Below are 15,201 nucleotides of genomic sequence, written 5' to 3'. Positions count from 1 at the left end.
CTCCCACAATTTGTTCTGTAGCGCTCTCAAGCCTGTCTTCGTTCCGTCACATTCCATTGCTACCGTCCTGCGAAATATCTTGCAACATCTCGCCAAGGATTCCTCGCAATGAGTGACGAGCACAACGACCACCCTGCCCACGACTGCGCCCCCAAAACGCCGGTAGACACCAGCCGCCGGCGATTCCTCGGCGGTGCGGCGGTGTTGGGCGTGGGTGCAACCTTGAGTGCCTGCGGCAATACCAGCGAAGCACCGAGCCCACCCGTGACGCGGCCGCTCACGCCTCAGGAGTTGGATAAGGCATTGCGCGAGCAGGTGAAGACCGTGGTGGTGATCTACGCCGAGAACCGCAGCTTCAACAACCTATTTGCAGATTTCCCCGGCGTGGAGAGACCACTGTCGGCGTTAACCGCCAAGGACTTCCAGCAGCGCGACCGCGATGGCAGCGTATTGCCTGCCCTGCCACCGAGCTGGGGCGGTGTGTTGCAGGTCGGCCCACAAACAGTGGACGGGGTGACTTACCCCAGCGAAGTGCAATTCCAGGAAAGCCTGCCCAACGCGCCGTTCGCCCTCCAAGGCCCGCAGGGCGAAGACCTGCCATTGAGCCTGGTGACCCGCGACCTGTGGCACGTGTTCTACCAGAACCAGATGCAGATCAACGGCGGCAAGAATGATGGTTTTGTCGCCTGGGGCGATTCCGGTGGGCTGGTGATGGGCCATTACGCTCAAAGCCGTTATGCCCTGCGCCTGTGGGACGTGGCCAAGGAGTTTGTGCTGTGCGATAACTTCTTCCAGGGCGCGTTTGGTGGCTCGTTCCTTAACCACCAGTACCTGATCAGCGCCACCGCGCCGTTTTATCCCAATGCCGCGCAGTCGGTGGCCAAGGCGCAGATCGCTACGCTGCAAAGCGATGACCCCAGCGGCACACGCCTCAAGCCCTTGGACACCTCCCCGGCCAGCGCCATGACCGGCCCGCCACAATTTGGCCCCAGCGCGCTGACACCGGACGGTTACGGCGTAAACACCCTGGCCCCACCCTACTGGCCCACCTGGATCCGCGACCCGCAAAACCCGGATTATTCCAAGCCCGACCTGCCCAATGTGCTGGTGCCGCAAACCCACGAGCATATTGGCGACAAGCTGTCGAAAAAGAACATCGACTGGGCCTGGTACGCCGGTGCGTGGCAAGCCACGCTGGAGCAGTTCAAGGACTCCGGCGGCATCCCCAAGATTCCGAATTTCCAGTACCACCACCAGCCGTTCAATTACTTCAAGCAGCAAGGGCCGCAAAACCCGGCAGAACGTGCCAAGCGCCTGCGTGACGGCGGTTTGGGCGATGAGTCGAGCACCAACCGGTTCTTCGCCGACGCCCAGGCCGGCAAGCTGCCCGCCGTGAGTTTCTACAAACCCCAAGGCAACCTGAACATGCACGCCGGCTATGCCGATGTGGCCTCGGGCGACCGCCATATCGCCCGCGCCTTGAAGGTGCTGCAAGAAAGCCCGCAATGGAAAAACATGGTGGTGGTGGTGACCGTGGATGAAAACGGCGGCTGGTGGGACCACGTGGCGCCGCCCCAGGGTGACCGCTGGGGCCCGGGCTCGCGGGTTCCGGCGCTGGTGGTGTCGCCGTTTGCGCGCAAAGGCACGGTGGACCATACGGTGTATGACACGGCATCGATCCTGCGTTTGATCACCCGGGTGTTCCAGTTGGAGACCCTGGACGGCCTCAAGCAGCGTGATGACGCGATGATCGCGCGCGGCCAGAAGCCCATGGGCGATCTGAGCAATGCCTTGCAGTTCAGCCTGTAGGGGCTTATCCAATAACGACATGCCGGGCGATTTAACACGCGATTTTCCTGGTCAGCCGCTACTGTGTGCAGGTGGGCTTCCATCCCGCGCAGACGGGCTTCGCTGACAAGGAATCGACTATGTTTAAACTGACCAGGCTGTCCTTCACCCTCGTCGCACTGCTGGCGAGTACGGTCGTACAGGCCGACATCGAGGTGCCACTGGGCAGCACGCAGCGCGTCACCCAGTTGTTCGCGTACCCCAACAACTGCAATGTGATCTGCTTTCGGCCATGGTCACTGGAGCAGACCGCCGAACACTATTTGAACCAGAGCCTGCAACGTGACGGTTACAGCCGGGCCAAGGTCAGTGTGAAGACCCACGACGGTCAGGTCACGGCGACCTTCAGCGGCGTGCCAGACGGTTACGGCCAGCCGCTGACCACGCTGCTCAATACCGCCGACCTGGCTTATCAAGGTGCGCGCCAGCTCAACAGCGATGGCAAATGGGCCTACAACTGGTACCTGTTCCTGCCGTTGGGCATGGCCCTGGAAAACCGCAAAAGCATCGAGCTGTTGCACTTCCCTCCGGATTACTCGCTGACCCAGGCCCAGGATTACCTGGAATCGGCCACCACCGACCGCTGGGCCACCTTGTTAAGCGAAAACGGCGTACCGGCCACGGAAACGCCGGCGTACCAGACCATCATTGATATCGCGCCCATCGCTGCGCCGTCCAATGCCGGCAAAGACCTGGAAACCGTCTACGGGTATTTCACCGACTACCAGACCCGCATGGTCAAGGAACTGAGCCTGCGCCCTGGCGGCGCATTGCCGATGGTGGCCTTCGGCGCGCCGGTGCGTAGCTGGATCAAGCAACAATACGGGCAAACCGTGGGCGTGCTGAGCCTGGCGCAGATCAGCCCGGAGCCAGGCAAAACCGTCGCGGTATTGGGCGCCAACCACCCAAGCTACATTTGGTATGCGGCCAGCCCCGACAGCTATGACGGTGACGAACAAAAAGCCGACGACGCGGGCTTGAAAGTGATGGGCCAGGACTTGAGCGCTGCCTGCTGGCAAGCCGGCATGGGCCAGAAGCCCGCCAGCGATGCCAATGTAATGCTCAAGGCCTGCCTGAATACGTGGCAGGTCACGCGCAAGGAGCAGACGTGTGAGCTGTTCTACACCTCCGTGCGCCACCTGACGCCCGAGCAGGCCAACGCCAAGTGCGCCACAGCGCCTATCAAGGCACAGTTGAAACAGCTGAGAAATGCCGCCCCCGCCCCCACGGTCACAGCCCCCGCGCTTTAAGGGGAAAAACCGTTTCTACTGTCAACTTTGACAGTAGAAACCGGATCCCACTTCGGCGAATCTAGGGCCGCGCCCATTTGCTGCAAGACTGGCCGTCACACCCGCAGGTCCATGCAGCCCCGCTCAGGAGAGTGATGAAAACTCGAGCCATGGATAAGGCTAAAACGGCTGTGAATGACGGCCTCTATCCCTTCAAGACGCTGCTCGTGGAACAGGGTTACCCCTCGACCGAGCACTTTGAGGTCAAGCAAGAGGCTGAAGGGATTGCGGCCAGGGTCACGGCCCGCGTGGCCTTTGAGAGTCGCACGCGCATTGCCCAGGTTTCCGGTTATGCCGTGAGCGAACGTCGCCCGCACACGCTGCAGCTGTCACCCCGCATCCACTTGTACGATTGTTGGTTCTGCGGCCTGTTACAGCACTCCTGCAACCCGAACGTGTTTCTAGACACCACGTACCTGGAACTATGGACGGTGCAACCCATCCACGCCGGTAGCCTGCTGACCCTGGATTACGCCACTACCGAAGACACACTGGCCCGGCAGTTCGCTTGCCATTGCGGCGAGCTGAACTGCCGGGGCTGGATCACCGGCAGCAAGGAGCCGCTGAACGCCGAAGGCCAGGCCTTCATGGCCTGGTGGCGTGAGCACAAACGACCTTAGGCTTCGCCCAACGGGCGCAGGCGGTATTGCGGCGGCAGTTGCTCGAAGCCACTGATGGTGGTGTTCAAACTCTTCCAGCGACCGTCCTTGATGCCATAGATGCAGCCATGGATCGACAGGCTCTGCCCACGGTGCCAGGCATTTTGCACAATGCTGGTATGGCCGACGTTGGCCACCTGCTGGATCACATTGAGCTCGCACATGCGGTCTACGCGCTCTTCTTCGGTCGGCAACTGGGCCAGCACATCGCGGTTTTCGTAGTACAGGTCGCGAATGGTGCGCAACCAGCCGTCGATCAGGCCGAACTGGCGGTCCTGCATCGACGCACGCACGCCACCACAACCGTAGTGGCCGGTGACGAGGATGTGTTTGACCTTGAGCACATCCACCGCGTACTGGATTACCGACAGGCAATTGAGGTCGGTGTGCAGCACCACGTTGGCGACGTTGCGGTGCACGAACAGATCACCAGGCAACATGCCGACGATCTCGTTGGCCGGTACACGGGCGTCGGAACAGCCGATCCACAGGTATTCCGGGGTTTGCTGGCGGGCGAGCTTGGCGAAGAATTCGGGATCTTCCTGTTTGATCGCATCCGCCCAGCGTTCGTTGTTATCAAGCAGGTCTTGTAGTTCGTTCATCAGGGAAGCCTCAGGAATGATGCGCAGTTTTGTGACTGACAACCCCTCGTCCGGGTCACGCCAGGCGCTAATTAGCTTGAATTTTTTGGCTGCCATGCCTGTCCACACACTATAAGCCCCACAGTATGAGGATTGGCCATGACTGAATCACGACGTCCCTACGGCGCAACACAGCCGGAACCGATCGATGACAACGAAGACCGCATGGGTGAGATGCGCGAGCTGGATTTTGACGAAGAGGACCAGACAGCGGAAATCGGCGATGAAATCCCGCGTGGCGAGCGCGAGCACCTGATGCCCGACGAACGGGTGCGCGAAGCCGGGATGACCGGGGCTTCTACCGATGATCATGAATCGACCGATGACGATATGAGCCCGGAAACGCTGATCCACGAGGATGGCGCTCGGGATGCGCAGGAGGAAGGTGAAGACAATGCCGCCGACTATGACTTGAGCGTCGTGGGGGAAAATGACATTGGCGGCGGGAATGGATTGGATGAGGCGGAACTGGCTGATCTGGACCCACTGAACCGCAAGCGCTGACCCTGTGGGAGCTGGCTTGCCTGCGATGGTATCACCGCGGTGTTACTTGAAGACCGAGGTGCCTGCATCGCGGGCAAGCCCGGCTCCCACAGAGGCTTTGCACATAGGGCCTTTGCATTTAGTCAACCAGGGTGCACGCCATCACGACTGCATCTTCGCGACCACCCACAGCGGGGTAGTAATCCCGGCGACGGCCAATTTCGTTGAAGCCATAGCGCTCATACAACCGAAACGCGCCGGTATTGCTGTCACGCACTTCCAAAAAGCATTCCCGCGCATTGGCCGCGTAGGCACGGGACATTAAATGCTCCAGCAGCGCCAGGCCCAAACCACGGCCCTGGTTTTCCGGCTTCACGGTAATGTTCAGCAAGTGCGCTTCATCGAGGATGATCTGCACCACCCCATGGCCCACTTGCTGCTCGCCTTCGAACATCAGCCAGATCTGGTACTTGCCCAGCCCGTCGAGAAAAATCCCGCGGGTCCAGGGGTGGCTGAACGCTGCGTATTCGATTTTCAGCACCGCGTCGAGGTCGGCCTCGGTCATCGGGCGAAAGGATAAAGCCTCACTCATCAGTTGTTTTCCAGCGCGCCATCAGCCGGCGCATGGCTTGCCAGACATCAGCCTTACGCTGTGGCTCTTCCATTAATAATTCCAGGCCCGGCAGGGCCCACACCGAACCCAGGCCTTCAACCTGCAGCTCGCGGTACCAGGCCTCGGCATTGGCTTCACCGGCAAACCGTACGGCGGGCAGGCCGATCAGCCACAGGCACACGCAGGGCTCGTCTTCCAGGCGCGCCGAGACAAACCCCTGGACAAAATCTCGTGCAGCCTCGGGGCCCTGGTCCATGGTGCCGCGCACCAGCAGCGGCCAGCGCACCGGCTCACCGACGATTTGCGGGCTGTCGGGCAGGCCGGCGGCGCGCAGCATGTCCTTGAGCAACAGGTAGGCCGGGTCACGGGACTGGAAACGCTCGCCAGTCGGCAGTTCCACCAACAACAGGCAGCGCCCGGCCCGCAGCAATTGCAGGGCGAAGCGTGGCGGCGGCACCACCGGCGCCTTGGTCACCGGCGCAGCCTCGTCCGCCACCTTGACAGCCTTGGTCACCGGCGCTGGGCGCGGCACTTCGATCTTGGCACGCTCGACCGCCGGACGCGCCTCAGGGGTGGGTTTGACCACCGCCACAGGCGCGGCCGCCTCTTCTCCCGACGACTCGAACGCCTCATAGGGCTCAAGCGCCTGCAACAGCTCGGGCCGCGACGGCGCGGCAAACGGCAGTTCGGTGCGGGGCAGCCAGTTGACCACCTGCATGGCGGTCAAGTAAGCGCGACGTCGGGACTCGATAAGCACAGCTCGGCCACTTGTGGATAAGTAAAGAGCGGGGATTCTACCGCTGTTCGGTAACAATCGCCCACTGCGCACTGACCGGCTGTGGATAATTCCCGCGCGTGATGCAGTACAATCGCGACTTTTAATCGCCAACCAGCCGGCCATTCCCATGATCGAACCCAAGCGCGTCCTGCGCGCCCTCGCCGAACACTGGGCCTTACTTGAGCCTCTGTGCGAACACTTCGACCAAGGCACCCTGAGCCTGGCCGAGCTGCGCGCACAGTTGGCCGCCCAACAACTGGACAGCACGCCCCAGGACATCACCAGCCTGCTGGACGTGTGGATTCGCCTGGATATCCTGGTGCCTGTCGCCAAGAGCCCGAACCGTTTCGAGCTTAACGCGCAGATCCACGACTTCCTCGCCTATCTTCGCAAGGAGCACCGGCTTGGCCTGTGCCTGGAAATCGAAGCCTACCTGCGCCACCTGGAGCGCCTGGCCGGTTATATCCAGGACGCCTTTGACATCCGCGACGGCCACGACCTGGCCCGGCAACTGCGCCTGTTGGATATGCGCGTGCGCGATGTGCTCAAAAAGCTCGCCAACGACGAACAAGCTCTCGCCGCCGTGGCCGACCGCGCCAAGACCAGCGACCGGCAGATCCCGCTGCGCCAGCGTTACGCCGAAGTATTGGCGACCTGGGACGAATACGTCGAGCCGATGATCCAGTTGGTGAATGCCGACGGCGCCTTCGAGCAAGGCGTGCGCAAGGTGGAAAACGTGCTGCTGCGCATGCTCACCGAGCAACAGCGTCTTGGCCACCTGGTGGATGACGACATGCTGCTGCGCACCCACGCGCGCATTCTCGAAATGCAAACCAGCGCCCAGCTGACCTTGCGCCATGCACGGGAGTTGCTGCTGCCGCTGCGTGAAGAAGCACGCCGGCATAACGCCGTGACTCGCGGTGCGGCGCTGGCCCTGTCAGCGATTCGCCGCAAAGGCCTGGACGCGGTGCCGCAAGCGGCGATGCCGATGTTCACGCGACCGCAAAGCACCTTTCTGGGCAGTGCCAGCCAGGTCGAAGCCTATGTGTATGCCTTGGCGAATTTCGAGCCCAAACCGGCGCGTTTCCCCAAGGCGCACAAGTCGCACAAAGGCGAAGCCCCGCGCGCACCGCGTACGGTCAAGGAAATGCTCGAGCGCTGCGAAGACGCGCTGCCGATGCCCGACCTGATGACCTGGCTGCTGGAGCAGGAACCGGACGGCGCCACCGATGAATTGCTGTACTGGTTCTCGCGCCTGTCCCGGGAAAAACGCTTCAAGCGCGAGCGCCTGGAACGTCGCGATTACCACACCCACGAGCACCAGGTCAGCCTGCGCTCCTTCGCCCTGCTCCCGGCCGGCGTTGATGCCACCGAGAATTCTGCGAGCACGCCTTATGCATCTTGATCTATCCGAACTGTCCCAGCTGGCGCCGATCTTTCGCGAGCTGTTCAAGGGTTACCACGTCAGCCGCCGCGACCCGGAGCTGTACGCGCAATTGTCGAACTTCCAGGACCAGTACCGCACACTGTTCAAGGCCCTGGGCTTTGAGTTGGTCTGCGATACCCGCGGCTTCTATTACTTCGTGCCGGACACTGCCGTGGCTGCCGCGCAGGTGAACAAGACCGCCCAGCGCCTGGCCTTGTTCACCTTCATCATCGTCGAACACCTGGCCGACCAGGGCCGTGACCCGATTGCCGTGCTCGACGGTGGCAGCCTGGGCCGCGATGAGTTGCCTTCGTTGCTGGAGAAATACCGCGACCTGTTTATCCAGGCCGAGGTGCAGACCCAGGAAGAGCTCGAAGAAAAAATCATGCGCCGCATGACCCAACTGGGTTTTGCCAGCGAAGACAACGGTGTCTACCGCTTCCTGCCGCCGATGCACCGCTTCCTGGATGTGTGCCTGTCGGTGCAGCAAGACCGCGACCTTGCCGCCAGCGTACACAGCGTATTGCCGCTGCCGGCGCCGGTGATCATCGACGAAGACAGCGATGAAAAACTGCTGAAGACCGATGACCCGCTGGATCTGAGCGCCTTCACCGAAGAAAGCGAAGAAGATGCCCTGGCACGCGCCATTGCCGAAGAACAGGAGACCGACGCATGAGTAAGGAACGCTACGGCATCCGCCGCTTCGCCCTATTGAACACCGCCGGTTACAGCCTGGGCTTGTTCCCGCTGGAAGAACCGCTGTCGGTGTACGGCGCCAACAACCTGGGTAAATCCGCCTCGATCAACGCCTTGCAGTTCCCGATCCTGGCACGCATGTCGGACATGAGCTTCGGCAAGTACACCCTGGAACAATCGCGGCGTTTTTACTTTGCCACCGACACCAGCTACATCCTGGTAGAAGTCTCCCTGCCCCACGGCCCCCACGTCATCGGCGTGGTCGGCCGCGGCCCGGGCGGTGGCTTTGGTCACCAGTTCTTTGCCTACGCCGGCAAGCTGGACCTGACCCACTACCAGAAAAACGACACCTGCCTGCGCCAGAAAGAGCTGTTCACCAACCTTGAGCGCGAGGGCCTGAAAGCCTACGAACTCAAGCCCGATGAACTGCGGCGTTTGCTGGTGGGCGGGCATACGTCGATCCCGCTGGACCTGACCCTGATTCCGCTGCGCTCCACCAGCGAGCAGAGCCTGAAAACATTCCGCGCGCTGTTTATCAACCTGCTGCATATGCGTGAAATCACCGCGGCCAAGCTCAAGCAACTGTTCCTTGATGCCTTCGAACACAGCCTGCGTTCGGGCAGTGTCGACTACATCGCCGCCTGTGAAGAAGCCTTCCGCGATGTGCGACGCATGGAGCAGGACTACAACTCGCTGGTGGCTGCCGGCCCCTTGGTTGAAGCCCTGGCCAATGGCGTGAAACAGCGCGACGCCCTGCGCGGCAAACTGCATCGCCTGTCGCCGCTGCTGGATTCGTTGTTGGGCACCTGGTCGGACTACGCCAGTGCGCGCAAGGAAGAGCTGACCATCCAGGCCGAACACTACCGCAACGAGCAGGACGCGCTGCAAAACGACCAGCGTGGCGGCACTCAGGAGCTGATGCGCCTGGAGCGGGAAATCAGTGGCATCCAGCGCTGGCTGGGCGAGTTGTCGGTGCTCAAGCACCGCTTTGCCCTGGTGGATGACGTCAAGATGCTGGAGCAGCAATTGCTCGCCGCCAAGGATGCCCACGATGAACTGGCGGGCGCCTTGGCGCAGTCGCGGCAGTTCAGCGCCGAGGACCTCGAAGAGCGCCTGCGCGACCTGGAAAAGCGCTTGAAGTCGGTCAAGCAGCAGCTCGATCACGCGGACAACAACAGCTACGCCAAGCTGCGCGAAGAGTTCTCGCAGCAGGATGTCGAACGCTTGATGCGCCTGTTCAACAGCTCGTTGTTCAGCCTGCCGCTGGGCGAACATGGCATCACGCTGGACGAAGACGGCCAGTGGGTCAAATCCCTGGAGCAGATCCTCGATAGCTTCAAGGGCGAGCGCTTTGAAGTGCCGGGGCTGTCCATCGATATCTCCCACATCGAGCCGCCGGCACTGCAAGCCCTGGCGGACCGCGCCGCGTTGCGCGACCAGAAAGAACGTCTGGAAAAAGAACTCAAGCAACTGAAAACCCAGCAGGCCGTGGCGTCCGACCGCGCTGCAAGCAAGACCCAGACCGAAGCGCTGTACCAGCAGGTGCTGGACGCCCAGAAGGCTTTGGAAGACTTCCGCCGCACCCAGACCCTGAGCGCCGAAGAAGGCGAGAAGCTGGAAAACCTGGCGCAGATGGAAGCCGCCCAGGACGAGTTGAAACGTTCCAGCGATGCCTTTACCGAGCGCGTCCAGCAACTGTCGGCCAAGCTGCAATTGGTCGGCCGCCAGATCGGCGATATGGAAGCCAAGCAACGCACGCTGGATGACGCCTTGCGCCGTCGTCAGCTCTTGCCGGCGGACCTGCCGTTCGGCACGCCATTCATGGACCCGGTCGACGACTCCATGGACAACCTGCTGCCGCTGCTCAATGACTATCAGGACAGTTGGCAGGGCTTGCTGCGCGCCGATGGCCAGATCGAAGCGCTGTACGCCCAGGTGCGTCTCAAGGGCGTGGCCAAGTTCGACAGCGAAGATGACATGGAGCGTCGCCTGCAGCTGCTGATCAACGCTTATGCGCACCGCACCGATGAGGCGTTGACGCTTGGTAAGGCACGTCGTGCGGCGGTCACCGATATCGCCCGTACCCTGCGCAATATCCGCAGCGACTACGACAGCCTTGAACACCAGTTGGCGCTGTTCAACCGCGAGATCAACAAGCGCCAGGTGTCCAACCTGCAGAGCTTTCGCATCGTGCTGGCGCCGAACAAGGAAGCCCTCAAGCATATCGACCAGATCATCCACAGTGCCGGTCAGTATGAAGAAGGCGAGACCCTCTCGGTGTTCGACCTCAGCCAGAGCGCCGAACAGGACAACAAGAACGAAGAAGCCAAGGAATACCTGGCTCGCCTGGTCGCCGCCAACCATAACCAGTTGGGCCTCAAGGACTTGTTCGAGTTGGCGTTCGAGATCACCAAGGTCAACGGCCAGCCAGTGATCCATACCGACATCGACGGCGCTGCGTCCAACGGCACCACCATGACCATCAAGGCGCTGACCAACATGTACTTGTTGCTGCACCTGATGGACCGCGACCAGGCCGGTCGCGTGCGGTTGCCGTACTACCTCGATGAAGCGGCAGACATCGATGAGAAGAACCAGGCAGCGCTGTTGGAAACCAGCCTGCAACTGGGCTTTGTGCCGATCCTGGCGAGTGTGAAGCCGCAGGTGTCTGCCCAGGTGGCGATCGACCTGGAAGGCGGCAGCGGGCCGAACGGGATCTACATTGATGAGGCGGACTGGAAGTACATCCGTCGCCATGATGTGGTGAAGGCGACGATGAATGTGCAGGCGGACGAGCCGGAGCTGGATGAAGCCTGACGGGTTGTACTGAAAGGCAAAAAGGCCGCGATCTGATGGATCGCGGCCTTTTTTTCGGCTTGGGATTTGTGGTGTTTTGGCGGGCCTCTTCGCGGGCAAGCCCGCTCCCACAGTTGATCGAGTTTCCCTGTAGGGATGCGATCGAATGTGGGAGCGGGCTTGCTCGCGAAGGCCGCGCCTCGGTTTATTTACCGAGTGGAATCTTGGGCGCCCAGGTCAGCCACTCATCCTCAAACTTGTCGAACAACGGGAACGTCTGCTGCGGCCGTGCCGGGTTGCCCATGCGCTCGCCATCCGGGGTGGCAAAGGCGATGCCGCCGGCCACCAGCGTTTCAAGGGACTCGGTACGCACGGTCGCGCCCTTGAACAAGCCGAAGTCGAGGCCAAAGCCGCTGGTGTTCCAGAAGCGGCTGCCACTGCGTACCAGAGGTGCGTACTTGGGCTCGATCAGGATGTGCACCAACACACGATCGGCGGTCTGGCCCAACTCATAGCCGGTGACTTTGCCGACCGTCACTTCACGGTAAGTGACCGGTACCCCTTCCTTCAACGAACCACGGCGGGCGGCGCTGAGTGTGAGGCTCAGGCCAGCTTCCTGATGCACGGCTTCAGGCGGCTGGGCCAGGGCGACAAAACTCTTCTGCGGGCCGGCGTTTTTTGCGGCCGGTTGCACTTCAATGTATTGGCCGGTGACCAGGGTCTCCAGGTTAGCCGTCTTCATCAGCCCCAGTTCCGGCTTGACCACCCAGAACTGACTGCCCGAACGCGCGATACGGTCCGCAACCTGAGTGATACGCGCCTTGAGCAGCACCGACTGCATGTCGGCACTGAGGTCGACACTCTCGATCTTGCCCACATCCAACCCCTTGAAGCGCACCGGCGTGCCGGCGCTCAGGCCGTCGGCGCGGTCGACTTTGATGGTCACCAGGGTGCCGTGCTGGTTGGCGGCATCACGGTCGGCGTACAGGCGGAAGCGCGGGATACGATGTTTCAACGGCACATTCGGTTCCGGCGTTTCGAAGGCGATACCGCCCGCCATCAGGCTAGCCAGGGATTCGCTTTTGACCTGGATACCGCCGGTGAGGCCGCCCGTGAGGGTGACGCCGCTGGCATTCCAGAAGCGCGTCGAGCCGTTGACCAGGCTTTCATATTCCTTCTCGATATGAACGCCGATCACCAGTTGTTTTTTCTTGCGCGAAAACTGGTAGCTCTGCACCGAACCGACTTTGACCTGCTTGTACAGAATCGGGCTGCCGACATCCAGCGAACCCAGGCTGTCGGTGAGCAACACCATGTGCAGGCCCGGGGAACGCAGGTCCAACGGCGGCGCCTTGGCGCGGGCTACGTATTCGCGTTGTGGCGGGGTGCCTTTGTCGCCTGGGCGAATCGCAATGTAGTTGCCCTTGACCAAGGCCTCCAGGCCGGTGATGCCTGCCAGGGAGATGGACGGTTTGACCACCCAGAATTGCGTGTCCTCGACCAGGTAGTCCTCGGCCAATGGGTCGAGGGTCAGCTCGGCGCTGGCGCTGGACAGGTCCGGGTCGATCTTCAGGGTTTTCAGGCTGCCAACCTGGATGCCTTTGTACATGACCGGCGTACGCCCGGCCTGCAGGCCTTCAAAGTCGGTGAGCTTGACCTTGACCTTGATGCCCGCTGCGGCGGCATCGAAATCTTCGTATAGTCGGAAAGGCAGGCTCGGGTCGGTGGGCGGGCTGTCTTTGCGATTCTCTGGCGTGGCGAAGGCAATACCACCGGCGACAATGCTGGAGAGGGATTCGCTGCGCACTTTCAAGCCGGAAAGGTTGGCATCGATACTGATGCCGCTGGCGTTCCAGAAACGCGTGTGTTTGCGCACCAGGTTGGCGTAGGTCGGTTCGATATAGACCTTGATCTCTACCGTGCTCTGGTCCTCGGACAGCAGATAGCTTTTGACCTGGCCGACCTGAATCTGCTTGTAGAACACCGGACTGCCACGGTTCAGCGAGCCCAGGCGGTCGGCCTTTAGGGTCAGGTGCAAGCCGGGCTTGGCGTCGGATAACGGCGGCTCTTCGGAGAGCGCCTTGAACTTGCGCGTGGGCTCGCCATCACCGGGGCTGGCGGCGATGTAGTTACCCGAGACCAGGGTTTCCAGGCCGGTGATGCCGGCAAGGCTGACGCTGGGCTTGACCAACCAGAAGCGGGTGTTGGTCTTGAGGTACTGCTCAACGTCCTTGTTCATCTCGATGGTGGCGATCACCCCGCGATTGCTGCCCTCATCATCCAGGGCCAGGGTTTTGACCTTACCCACGGTCATGCCTTTGTAGACCACTTCAGTCTTGTTGACCTGAATACCTTCGCCGCTCTCAAAGCGAACTTGAATCTCGATACCTTGCTGGGAATAGGCACGCCACCCCAGCCAGCCACCGATGATCAGGGCAATCAGGGGCAACACCCAAATGGCCGACCAGTTAGAGGCTGGGCGGGTTTTAGCTTTAGGCAAATCACTCATGGTCGTCGTCCGACTCCGTGTTATCCCAAATCAGTCGGGGATCGAAAGTTACTGCGGCAAGCATCGTCAAGATCACCACACTGGCGAACGCCGCAGCGCCGAGGTTGGCCTCGACACTGGCGAGTCGCCCAAAGTTAACGACCGCCACCAGGATGGCGATCACGAAGATATCCAGCATGGACCAACGCCCAATGAACTCGATAAAGCGATACATCACAATGCGTTGTTGCGCGGACAGCGGTTGGTGACGCTGCACCGAGAACAGCAGTAGGCCAATGCCGACCAACTTGAAGGTCGGTACCAGGATACTGGCGATGAACACCACGGCAGCGATAGGAAACATCCCGTGCTGCACCAGCTGGATGACTCCCGACATGATGGTGCTGGGGTCGCCTTGGCCGAGGGAGTTGACCGTCATGATGGGTAACAGGTTAGCGGGGATATACAGGATCGCCGCGGTGATCAACAGCGCCCAGGTGCGTGTGAGGCTATTGGGGCGACGGGCATGGATCAACGCGCCGCAACGGGTGCAGAGTTGCTCCTCGATATCCGCTTCCTGCTTGTTCAACTCATGGCATTCAGTACAAATCAGAATGCCTGCATCAATCGCCCGCATGGTCATCCTCTCCTGACAGCGCTTGCCAGATCTGATGGGGCGACATCACCACCTCAAGCAGAACTTGGACCATTAATAAACTGACGAAGCAGACCAGACCCAGGCCAATGGTGATGGAGGCCATGTCGGCGAGCTTTACGATCGCCACCAGCACACCCATCAAGTAGACCTCCAACATCCCCCAATCCTTCATGTGGTGGTAGATGCGGTATAGCAGCAACCCGTAGTTGCGACCGATGTTCCAGCGAATGCTGAGCAGCACTGCCAATTGGCACAGGAGCTTGAGCAAGGGGATGCCCATGCTGCACAGGAACACTACGGCGGCAACACCTTGCATACCGGTATCGAACAGGCCGACCACGCCGCTCCACACGGTGTCCTCCGAGGACTGCCCGAGTAGATTGAGCTGCATGATGGGCAAAAAGTTCGCGGGGATGTACAGCAGCAGAGCTGCCAGTACCAAGGCTAGGCTGCGCTCGACCACATTGTGCCGGTGAGCGTATAGCTCGTAGCCGCAGCGTGGGCATTGGGCTTTTTCGCCGAGGGCGAGCGTTGGTTTGCGCATCAGCAAGTCGCACTCATGGCATGCCACCAGATCGTCCAGCGGTAAATCCGACACCTCGCGGGCATCAACCGGATCGGGCATAGATAGGGCTCTGACTCTAAAAATGGTTAGGTGGCTATTCTAGTGGTGTCGCTCAGAAATAACTGTGCAAATTTGTCGGGGCAGTCAGGTGGGGTTTGGCGGACACAGGACGAACAAGTGTACGGGGACAAGGTGGACACTTTTCAAGCGCCCAAAACAAAACCCCAACTGCTTTCGCAATTGGGGTTTCGGAATTTAATC

The 15,201-nt window shown here is 60.9% G+C and carries 13 protein-coding genes; 7 read left to right on the top strand and 6 right to left on the bottom strand.

Going from position 1 to position 15,201, the window contains the following annotated elements; all coding sequences use genetic code 11:
• Window positions 1-108: 108 nt before the first annotated feature.
• The 3 genes from acpA (at window position 109) to E1K68_RS04220 (ending at window position 3,757) form a co-directional block, all read left to right on the top strand.
• Window positions 109-1,809 (top strand): acid phosphatase, encoded by a 1,701-nt coding sequence (gene acpA, locus E1K68_RS04230; protein WP_212613817.1) that lies wholly within the window; start codon window positions 109-111, stop codon window positions 1,807-1,809.
• A gap of 119 nt (window positions 1,810-1,928) precedes the next feature.
• A complete protein-coding gene (locus E1K68_RS04225) occupies window positions 1,929-3,098 on the top strand; it encodes a hypothetical protein (RefSeq protein WP_094775315.1) in 1,170 nt (389 codons plus the stop codon).
• Between the two features lie 134 nt (window positions 3,099-3,232).
• Window positions 3,233-3,757 carry an SET domain-containing protein-lysine N-methyltransferase gene (locus E1K68_RS04220; RefSeq protein WP_003188291.1) on the top strand — a complete coding sequence of 175 codons (525 nt, stop codon included), beginning with the start codon at window positions 3,233-3,235 and terminating at the stop codon, window positions 3,755-3,757.
• On the opposite strand, the gene can is transcribed toward E1K68_RS04220, so the two are convergent.
• Entirely contained in the window at window positions 3,754-4,398 is a 645-nt protein-coding gene (gene can / locus E1K68_RS04215; protein ID WP_003188288.1) for a carbonate dehydratase, read from the bottom strand. The genes E1K68_RS04220 and can overlap by 4 nt on opposite strands.
• A 138-nt stretch (window positions 4,399-4,536) precedes the next feature.
• Here can and E1K68_RS04210 point away from each other — a divergent pair, with 138 nt between their 5' ends.
• Window positions 4,537-4,941, top strand: coding sequence for a hypothetical protein (locus tag E1K68_RS04210; protein ID WP_003188287.1), 405 nt, complete (start codon window positions 4,537-4,539; stop codon window positions 4,939-4,941).
• A 118-nt stretch (window positions 4,942-5,059) separates the two neighbouring features.
• Here the strand turns inward: E1K68_RS04210 and rimI are convergent, their stop codons facing one another.
• Complete coding sequence (gene rimI / locus E1K68_RS04205) at window positions 5,060-5,512, bottom strand: ribosomal protein S18-alanine N-acetyltransferase (RefSeq protein ID WP_003188286.1); 453 nt, start codon at window positions 5,510-5,512, stop codon at window positions 5,060-5,062.
• Window positions 5,505-6,251 carry a hypothetical protein gene (locus tag E1K68_RS04200; RefSeq protein ID WP_003188285.1) on the bottom strand — a complete coding sequence of 249 codons (747 nt, stop codon included), beginning with the start codon at window positions 6,249-6,251 and terminating at the stop codon, window positions 5,505-5,507. Before E1K68_RS04200 ends, rimI begins: the two co-directional genes overlap by 8 nt.
• Window positions 6,252-6,438: 187 nt before the next feature.
• On the opposite strand from E1K68_RS04200, the gene mksB reads away from it, so the two are divergent.
• Genes mksB through mksF form a run of 3 tightly spaced genes read left to right on the top strand, consistent with a single transcriptional unit; the run spans window position 6,439 to window position 11,250 of the window.
• Window positions 6,439-7,716: an Mks condensin complex protein MksB gene (gene mksB / locus E1K68_RS04195; RefSeq protein WP_003188283.1), complete on the top strand. Its 1,278-nt coding sequence runs from the start codon at window positions 6,439-6,441 to the stop codon at window positions 7,714-7,716.
• On the top strand, window positions 7,706-8,413 hold the full coding sequence (gene mksE, locus E1K68_RS04190; RefSeq protein WP_212613816.1) for an Mks condensin complex protein MksE: 708 nt from the start codon (window positions 7,706-7,708) through the stop codon (window positions 8,411-8,413). The genes mksB and mksE overlap by 11 nt, the downstream gene beginning before the upstream one ends.
• A complete protein-coding gene (gene mksF, locus E1K68_RS04185; RefSeq protein ID WP_034134444.1) occupies window positions 8,410-11,250 on the top strand; it encodes an Mks condensin complex protein MksF in 2,841 nt (946 codons plus the stop codon). The genes mksE and mksF overlap by 4 nt, the downstream gene beginning before the upstream one ends.
• 184 nt (window positions 11,251-11,434) lie before the next feature.
• Here mksF and E1K68_RS04180 read toward each other — a convergent pair whose 3' ends face one another.
• Genes E1K68_RS04180 through E1K68_RS04170 form a run of 3 tightly spaced genes read right to left on the bottom strand, consistent with a single transcriptional unit; the run spans window position 11,435 to window position 15,000 of the window.
• Window positions 11,435-13,738: an MlaD family protein gene (locus E1K68_RS04180; RefSeq protein WP_034134445.1), complete on the bottom strand. Its 2,304-nt coding sequence runs from the start codon at window positions 13,736-13,738 to the stop codon at window positions 11,435-11,437.
• Window positions 13,731-14,354 (bottom strand): paraquat-inducible protein A, encoded by a 624-nt coding sequence (locus E1K68_RS04175; protein WP_032900385.1) that lies wholly within the window; start codon window positions 14,352-14,354, stop codon window positions 13,731-13,733. Before E1K68_RS04175 ends, E1K68_RS04180 begins: the two co-directional genes overlap by 8 nt.
• Window positions 14,341-15,000, bottom strand: coding sequence for a paraquat-inducible protein A (locus tag E1K68_RS04170; RefSeq protein WP_003188275.1), 660 nt, complete (start codon window positions 14,998-15,000; stop codon window positions 14,341-14,343). Before E1K68_RS04170 ends, E1K68_RS04175 begins: the two co-directional genes overlap by 14 nt.
• Between the last annotated feature and the right edge of the window lie 201 nt (window positions 15,001-15,201).

Source organism: Pseudomonas sp. B2021 (genome assembly GCF_018135665.1).
Taxonomy (GTDB): Bacteria; Pseudomonadota; Gammaproteobacteria; order Pseudomonadales; family Pseudomonadaceae; genus Aquipseudomonas; species Aquipseudomonas lactis.
Note: the sequence above shows the minus strand (reverse complement) of the source record. Positions and strands in the feature narration are given on the sequence as shown.

Coding starts and splice junctions, on each gene's coding strand:
- acpA (WP_212613817.1), top strand. CDS start 109: ATGAGTGACGAGCACAACGACCACCCTGCCCACGACTGCGCCCCCAAA.
- E1K68_RS04225 (WP_094775315.1), top strand. CDS start 1,929: ATGTTTAAACTGACCAGGCTGTCCTTCACCCTCGTCGCACTGCTGGCG.
- E1K68_RS04220 (WP_003188291.1), top strand. CDS start 3,233: ATGAAAACTCGAGCCATGGATAAGGCTAAAACGGCTGTGAATGACGGC.
- can (WP_003188288.1), bottom strand. CDS start 4,398: ATGAACGAACTACAAGACCTGCTTGATAACAACGAACGCTGGGCGGAT.
- E1K68_RS04210 (WP_003188287.1), top strand. CDS start 4,537: ATGACTGAATCACGACGTCCCTACGGCGCAACACAGCCGGAACCGATC.
- rimI (WP_003188286.1), bottom strand. CDS start 5,512: ATGAGTGAGGCTTTATCCTTTCGCCCGATGACCGAGGCCGACCTCGAC.
- E1K68_RS04200 (WP_003188285.1), bottom strand. CDS start 6,251: ATGCAGGTGGTCAACTGGCTGCCCCGCACCGAACTGCCGTTTGCCGCG.
- mksB (WP_003188283.1), top strand. CDS start 6,439: ATGATCGAACCCAAGCGCGTCCTGCGCGCCCTCGCCGAACACTGGGCC.
- mksE (WP_212613816.1), top strand. CDS start 7,706: ATGCATCTTGATCTATCCGAACTGTCCCAGCTGGCGCCGATCTTTCGC.
- mksF (WP_034134444.1), top strand. CDS start 8,410: ATGAGTAAGGAACGCTACGGCATCCGCCGCTTCGCCCTATTGAACACC.
- E1K68_RS04180 (WP_034134445.1), bottom strand. CDS start 13,738: ATGAGTGATTTGCCTAAAGCTAAAACCCGCCCAGCCTCTAACTGGTCG.
- E1K68_RS04175 (WP_032900385.1), bottom strand. CDS start 14,354: ATGCGGGCGATTGATGCAGGCATTCTGATTTGTACTGAATGCCATGAG.
- E1K68_RS04170 (WP_003188275.1), bottom strand. CDS start 15,000: ATGCCCGATCCGGTTGATGCCCGCGAGGTGTCGGATTTACCGCTGGAC.